Source organism: Kyrpidia sp. (assembly GCF_023512215.1).
In the GTDB taxonomy this organism is placed as follows: Bacteria; Bacillota; Bacilli; order Kyrpidiales; family Kyrpidiaceae; genus Kyrpidia; species Kyrpidia spormannii.
This window is the reverse complement of the sequence record NZ_JAILZZ010000079.1, coordinates 1-7,942: the sequence shown is the minus strand read 5'-3', so window position 1 is coordinate 7,942 and position 7,942 is coordinate 1. Positions and strand designations below refer to the sequence as shown.

General features: G+C 57.9%; 5 protein-coding genes. All 5 read right to left on the bottom strand.

The genetic code is table 11. The annotated features are described in order from the left end of the window. Positions 1-349: 349 nt before the first annotated feature. Positions 350-2,332: an AMP-binding protein gene (locus K6T64_RS15750; RefSeq protein WP_288011019.1), complete on the bottom strand. Its 1,983-nt coding sequence runs from the start codon at positions 2,330-2,332 to the stop codon at positions 350-352. Between the two features lie 102 nt (positions 2,333-2,434). Next, entirely contained in the window at positions 2,435-2,935 is a 501-nt protein-coding gene (locus K6T64_RS15745) for an acetone carboxylase subunit gamma (protein WP_170086154.1), read from the bottom strand. A 33-nt stretch (positions 2,936-2,968) separates the two neighbouring features. Beyond that, on the bottom strand, positions 2,969-5,284 hold the full coding sequence (locus K6T64_RS15740) for a hydantoinase B/oxoprolinase family protein (RefSeq protein ID WP_288011017.1): 2,316 nt from the start codon (positions 5,282-5,284) through the stop codon (positions 2,969-2,971). Between the two features lie 30 nt (positions 5,285-5,314). Next, positions 5,315-7,450, bottom strand: coding sequence for a hydantoinase/oxoprolinase family protein (locus tag K6T64_RS15735; RefSeq protein WP_288011015.1), 2,136 nt, complete (start codon positions 7,448-7,450; stop codon positions 5,315-5,317). Positions 7,451-7,580: 130 nt separating this feature from the next. Next, the coding region (locus K6T64_RS15730) for a TcpE family conjugal transfer membrane protein (RefSeq protein ID WP_288011013.1) at positions 7,581-7,942 on the bottom strand (362 nt) is incomplete at its 5' end.

Sequence of the window (7,942 nt, the reverse complement as noted above, 5' to 3'; positions counted from 1 at the left end):
GTGAAGGTCTGACGTACGCCAGTACGTAGCATGGGCCTTTGCCCTTAATTACCCCTTGCCAGAGGGAGGAGGAGCTGCAAGGGAGGACCGAAGGTCCAGCGACAGCGGCCCTTGACAGCCTGACGACCGATGGCAATTTGGGCAAAGGCCGTAGCAAGACTGCGCAACAGCTCAATATCGGGAGCATGTGTCCAATCTGCGGGGGTTAATCCGCTTCACCAGCCACCTGAGTACCTGTTCAACACCGACCCATTTTCATCCTTCTACTGGTGTCGCCCCGGCGGCATGGGGGTCTACTACTTTAAGTTTACACGCTCGGTGGGGAGACCTGACAGGAAGAGCGGCACGCTCACTCCGTCAGGGCCTCCAGTGCTTCTGGGTTCTCCAGGCTGCTGAGATCCCCGGGATTCAGGCCGAGAAGTTTCGCTTTGATCACGCGGCGGACGATTTTTCCACTCCGAGTCTTCGGCAAGTCCCGGACAAACCGAATCTCTTCCGGCCTCAGCGCCTTCCCGAGGAACCCGGCGACCCAGTCCCTCAATTCTGTACGCAACTCTTCCGAAGGAGCGGCGCCGGGCGCCAACCGGACCAAACCGACAATCCCTTCCCCCTTCACCGCATGAGGGACGCCGATCGCAGCCGCTTCCGCCACCGCCGGATGAGCGACCAGAACCGATTCGATTTCGGCCGGTCCGATGCGTTTGCCGGCCACTTTCAGGGTGTCGTCGGAACGCCCTTCGATGTACCAGTACCCATGTTCATCAATTCGCACCCAGTCTCCGTGGAACCAGATCCCCGGGACCCGGGACCAGTAAGTCTGTTCGTACCGCTCCGGATCGTTCCAGAAACCCCGCGTCATCCCGACCCACGGCCCCAGGATGCACAGTTCTCCCACCTGTCCCCGCTCCACCGGCCTCCCCTCTTCATCGAGAACGGCGGCATGCATTCCGGGAATCGGCCCCGCAAAGGAACAAGGAGCAATGGGTTCACCTACAAAACAGCCGAGGATGCCGCCGGAGATTTCCGTTCCCCCCGAATAATTGATGATCGGACAGCGCTTTTCCCCGACTTTATCAAAAAACCACATATAGGGATCCGGGTTCCACGGTTCGCCCGTCGATCCCAGCACCCGGAGCGACGAACGGTCTACCCGTTCGACCCAATGGTCTCCTTGGGTCATGAGGGAACGGATCACGGTGGGAGATAGACCCAAATGGGTTACCCGGTGCCGTTCCACCAATCGCCACAGCCGGTCCGGCGAAGGATAATCGGGGGCCCCATCGTACAGCAGAACGGTCGCCCCCAGTGCAAACCCTCCGAAAACAGCCCACGGCCCCATCATCCACCCCATGTCGGTGAACCAAAACAGGGTGTCCGTATCCCGCAAATCAAAGCAATGGGCCAAATCTTGCGCCGCTTTCAAGCAGAAGCCGACATGCGTGTGCACCGCTCCCTTCGGCTTGCCGGTCGTCCCAGAGGTGTAAATGATCATCAGGGGAGTTTCACTGTCCAGCACCTCCGTGGCGACCTCCGCCGAGACCTCCCTCAACAACCGGTCCGCCGCCAAAAGACGCGCGCGGCCGGGCTCCTCCCCTCTTCCCCCGTCCGCTTCCGGTCCCGCTCCAACCCGGGACACCACCACCACGTGGCGAAGGTGATCCAATCCCTCCACAGCCCGGGTGGCTTCGGACAACATGGCCACCACCTTGCCCCGCCGGTAAAAGCCGTCCGCCGTGATCAGAATCTTGGCCCCGCTGTCGGCCAGCCTCGACCGCACCGCCTCCGCCCCGTACCCGCTGAAAACGGGGGTGAAAATCGCGCCGACTTTGGCACAGGCAAGAAGAACCGCCGCCGTATCCGGCAGCATGGGAAGATAGACGCCCACCACATCCCCCTTGCCGACCCCCAGGCGATGGAACACCGCCGCCCAACGCCCTACGCGATCGGCCAGTTCCTCGTACGTCCATTGAAGCGAAGAACCGTCTTCCCCTTCCCAAATCAGGGCTTTTTCCCGATCCTTCTCCGTCCCCACGTGTCGGTCCACACAGGCAGCCGCCGCGTTGGTTTTCCCGCCAACAAACCATTTGGCCCAAGCGCTCCCCCGGGACACGTCGAGCACTTGCCCATACGGCTCAAACCACGGCCATCGAAGATCGTCGGCCACCTCCTTCCAAAACCAAGCCGGATCCCGTGCCGCCCCTTCCCTCAATTCATTGAGGGACGACACCCCGACCCGCCGCATAAAGAACCAAAGCCGAGTTCTTTTTCGCTCCGCTTCTTCCGGCTTCCAAATAGCCGGGTCTTGGCGGCCTGTTCCGCGTCCATCCGACACTTTCCATCCCCCCATCGCGATGCGATTTGGCCCATGAGCCATCCGCCACAAAAAAGTTGGTGCAGCGCAATGGAACGAGGCCATTGCGCTGCACACCTTTGCTCACTTTTCTGTCGGCAGCGGAATCTTCAACCACTCGCGATAGAACGCTTCGATGTCCGGCTCCCAGTTATGGATCACCGGATACCAAGGCGTGGGCGCTTCCACTTCCAGAAGCGTGCCGCAGCTGGGGCAGTAAAACTCCCGGAACACCTGCCAATTCGGGTCCGGCGCCATCAGCTTTGGATAGATTTCGCTCATCGCTTCCTCCGTGTCCCGGACGTAGATGAGCGCATGAAGCTTCCAGTTCTCTCGATAGTCGCAAAATTCATGGCCACAATCGCACTTGATGACCCACGCGCCGGTGTCTTTTTTCTCGACGATGTAAAGATGATATTGATAAGGGAGGAGGATGCGGTCCTCCCACGGCACCCGTTCCTGCAAGATCTCAAGATAAACCTGAAAGCGTTCAGGATCTTTGGGCTCCGAAAGCATGCGATGCTGCGTCTCCCAATCGATGGTCCCGTCGATCAATTCTTCAATTTTCTTTCGATCATACCCCATCTGCGCCGACCTCCTCACCTAATCTGTACTTCCTTACTCTTCGACAAGCACAAGGCGCTTCACGTCGGGAAGCTGTTCTACGCTCATGCGATGTTTTGAGCCGAAGGTGGGAGTCTCAAGCTCCTCTTCGGTCAAGTTCCAATTCTCAGGAAGATCCCAGAATCGCTTGAATTCCGCCAAAAAATTGGGGCTAAGCTGGAAGCTCGTTGCGAACATGTGACGGACCTGCACCGAAGCTTTCTTGCGTAAGATGCGCTCCCGCTCTTCCTTCATCCACTCTTGCGTCGGCTTGGCCCGTGCGATGCGCTCCTTGCGGATCTCCTCCCGGCGCTTTTGGGTCGCCTCCCGATCCACATGCCAGTGGCCCTGCTCATCTTGATAGACGACCGCTCCATACACCTTTTCCGCATAGCGGGGGAGCAAGTAGCCGCCGTTGAGGTCCGCTTCGATCTTCACGGGATCGCGCTCAATCGGATCACCGAAACCGGGACCGCCGCGCAAGTAGTTCTGGTAGAAATCGTAGTTCTCAAAAATCGTCTCTGTGGTCATGGTTTGCTTATCCCGCTTGATGGTGCGGGCCTTCATGACCTTCTCGTAATCGGGGTGATCGGGATCGGCGTCGGGCCCAAGCGGAAGCGGTAGTCCTTGCTCGATCCTTTCTTTTAGATCGGTACCGTGGGCTTCAAATCGATAACCGGTGGCCGCGGGATAGCCGCCCATCAAACCCCAATCGCTGACCATATACCCGTTCCCCATGAAGAACATGGTCCAGTCCTTGGCATTGTAAACCATGCGGAGAGTCTCGTAGCCGCACCCGCCGCGATACTTTCCATAACCGCCGGTGTTGGCCTTGACATTACGCCCCAAGTAGATCAGCGGCTCCGCCAACTCCCAAATCTCCATGTCGCCCATGTCGCCTTCGGGGTTCCAGATCGCCGCCGCATGATCCAGACCGTCTTTCACAGCAGTAGCCCCCGTACCTTCGGAAGCGGCCTCAAAGCTGTTGACGGCGTGAATCTCGTCGTACTGGTTGAAACCGCCGCCCTGGAGCCAGTTGGACGTATTGGCGTTTCCGGCGTTGACCTCTTCGAGATAACCGCGCGCAAAGTAGGCCGTGCTGAGGCTCCTCCAGATGGCGCTCCACGCGGAGACCAGGAAGTGCCAGGAGTAAGAGTGGGCCGTTCGCCGGTCGTCCGGATTCTGCCACGTGCCCCGCGGCAGGCGAAATTGCGTCGCATAATAGGCGCCGTCATTGATGAGTTCCGTCGGGATCAAGGTTTGCGTCATCATGACCCAGATACCGCTGGTAAACGAAACCGGTTGAGCGTTAAACGAATGCCAACCCCATCGGCTCGAACCGTCAAAATCGAGCTTCCATGTACCGTCCGTTTTGATCGTGATTTCATGCGGCGCATGCATGATCGTGTCGACCTTCGCATAGGGCGGGACGTTAACATCCGGATGGTCATAACCGACGTCGACAAAAGCCACTGCCCGGTACTTACCCGGCACCGTCATCGACTTGATCCTCCGGATCAGGCTGCGGTGCCCGTCCTCCACGATCTCATAGGCAAACTTCATATAGTTTTCGACTCCGACTTCACGAATGAGATCGAGCACCAGATCGCGGATCATATGGCAGCCTGCAATGCGGGTGCGCTCATCGAGCAGCCAGTAACGCGTCGTGCGGATCGACCTCTGGCTTTCATGGAGCCAGTCGCGGAGCGGCCGGTCATTTTCTCCGGTTTTCCGGCAGGTGATCTGGTAACCGTCACCGAACCGTTGCACCGGCCCCATGGTCATCGATCCGGGTCCGAGGGCGCCCGTATCAATGACGTGCGTCACGCCACCGACCCAACCGACCAGCCGATCTTCCCAGAAGATGGGGATGATCGTATGCACATCACACGGGTGAACATTCCCCAACATGCAGTCGTTGTTGGTAAAAATGTCGCCCGGCCGAATCCCGGGGTTTTCTTCCCATCCGTTTTCGATCATGTATTTGATGCCCGCGCCCATCGTCCCTACGTGGATGATAATGCCCGTAGAGGTCATCAGAGAATCGCCTGCGGGGTTGTAAAGCGTAAAGCAAAGCTCACCCTCTTGCTCGACGATCGGAGAAGCGGCGATGCGCTTCGCCGTCTCGCGGGCATGCACAACGCCGGCACGAAGCCGCGAGAACATTTTGTTGTATAAGATCGGGTCGCTCTCTTTGAGCTCGAAGTTCGTCAAACCGGCATAATGCCCCGTCTCCCGCGTGAGCCGCAACACCTCATCGCGGTGTTCTTTGAGCGTCTGTCCCTGGAGCTTCAGCGGGCTAAAATTTACGCCCAGTCGGGTTTTTGCCATTCGGACCATCCTCCTTCATGATCGTGATTTTTAGCGGTGCTTGAGATGGAACAGACGGTGTGCATCCAACGTCGTGCTCCAACCCGGTGGAACGACAAGCGTCGTCGCCGGGGCCTCGATAATCGCGGGACCCTCAATTTGATTGCCCGCCCGCAGGGTGTCCATATCCCAGATGTCGGCGTTAACCCACTTTCCGCGAAAGTAGAAAGGTCTCTGTCCGCGAAGCGCTTCTTTAGGCGGTGTTGCACCGTTGAGCGGTTCTTCCGGAATACGCGGCTTGACGCTGGGCACAATGCCGCGCATGATTGCACCCGTAATGGTAAAGCCCAATTCGGGACTGCGGGCGGCTTTTGCGTAAACACGGGCATACGTCTCTTCAAAAGCCTCCGTCAACTGATCCCAGTCCCCGGCTTTTTCGACACGGTTGAGCGGAGAATTGATCTCGAGATCGTTGAGTTGACCGCGGTACATCATGCGGTAACCCGGAAACAGTATGACGCTTTCCGGCGAATAGCCGTTGAGGCGGAACTCTTCGATCACCTTTTCGGCCAGTTCGCTCCAGGCGCTCTGAAGCACTTGTACGGCTTCGAGCTTTTCGGCCGCCCCGGCGTCCGGCGCCACGTTGATGTCGAGGCTCTTGTCATAGCGGTACTCAAATTCCGCCGCGGCACAACCGAATGCGGAAAAACCGGCCGCCCAAGCGGGAACTATGATGTCCTCGAAGTCGAGCCCTTCGGTATAACCGTATGTGTGCACCGGGCCGGCGCCGCCATAAGAGAAGCAGACGAATTCGGAGGGATGATAACCTTTCCCGCTGATCATCGCCCGCAAATGATCCCGGAGGCGCGTATCGAGCAGCTCAATCACACCCGCGGCAGCTTCCTCCACCGTGAGCCCCAACGGACGGGCGACCTGCTCCTCAATTGCTTTTCGGGCCCGTTCGGGATCCAGCTTAACTTGCCCACCGAGGAAATTATCCGGACTGATGTATCCGAGCACGACGTGACAGTCGGATATGGTGACGGTTTCTACTCCGCTTTCCGGCCAGCAGACGCCGACGCGATATCCCACGCTATCCGGGCCAATCCGAATCGCATGCGTATACGGATCGATGCGCACGTAACTGCCGGCACCAGACCCCACGCTGTCCATTTGCACGAGCGGCAAAGATAAAACCAGCCGGGCCATATCAGGATCGTGTTGGATGGTGAACTGACCTTGAACGATTAGCGCCATGTCAAAACTCGTACCGCCGATATCGGTGGCAGCGATATTGCGGTAGCCCAGACGTTCGCCGAGAGAGCGCGCTCCGATCACACCGCCGATTGGTCCGGATACGACTGTCCGAGCCAGCTCTTTTGCCTTCCAGCCGATTGTCCCGCCGTGGCTGGCCATCACCCGCAAGTCAAACCGGGCACCGAGTTCTTTAAACCGCTCGTTAATTCGGACCAACGTCTTACGCGACGGTTCTGCGGCATACGCTTCGAGGATAGTGGTATTGGTGCGGTGTGACTCTTTGCGCACGGGATAATAGTCTGAAGAGGCAAAGACCGGAATATTCTTCCCGGCTTCACGCACCACCTCGAGAACGATGTCTCGCACCCGCCGTTCATGAACGGGGTTCTTGTAAGAATGAAGGAAACTGATGACAATGCCTTCCACGTTTAGATCCACAAGCTTTCGCGCCGCCTCATACGCTTCATTTTCCCGCAGCGGGATGACGATGTTGCCGAACATGTCGATCCGTTCGGTGATACCAAAGGTCAGCTCCCTCGGAACCAAGGGCGGATCATAGCGATGGGTATTAAGGTGCAAGCGATCTTCGTAAGAATAGCCCAAGTACGATTGAATCGACCGCCCCATGCGATGGAAATCTTCCATCCCGCGATTGACGATCAATCCAACGCGTAAGCCTTTCCGCTGTACGATGCGGTTGAGCATGGCCGTCCCGGAATACACGGCCGTCACCAACTGCGGAAAGACTTCTTCGACAGTGAGATTCCACTGCGCAAGCGCGTCGGTCGATGAGTTGATCAAGCCGACCGACTCGTCATACGGTGTGCTTTGCGCCTTGCCGACAACGAAGTTTCCTTCTGCATCCACGAAAAAGGTATCCGTCATCGTTCCGCCGGCATCGATACCCAGCACCTGAATATGGCTCGCCATCTGTGAACCTCCCTTGTATCTTGGTGTCCACCTCCCTATCTCGCAAAGATTGTGCCATCTCTGAGATCCAGGAAATAACCCGAAATCTTGGTCTATGAAGCAGAAAAGTTGTAGCGCCCATGTTGCGCCTTCACCAGGATGTATACAGGTGTAGCGGTGCAAGTGTAGCGATGCACACCAGATACTTCGACAAATCGTAGAGAAACGCCACCACCGTCTTTCCTGCCGGGTCGAGCTTGCTCAACTGATACCCTGCGAAACCTGCGACGAAGATTCCGAGAAAGAACGGGTTGAGGGGAATCCAGTGGGACAGGATCGGGCCAACGAGAATGGAGCAGGGCAACCACAGCACGAGGGTCAAGACTCCGGCGTCAAAAGTGATTTGCACACCCCTCGGAAGCCGGATACGGTACCGCCCCTGCCCGATGCTGGACAGGGACGGCCGGATCCGGTACAGGTTGCGGTAGGTTCGGTACGCCATCTTACTGCCCC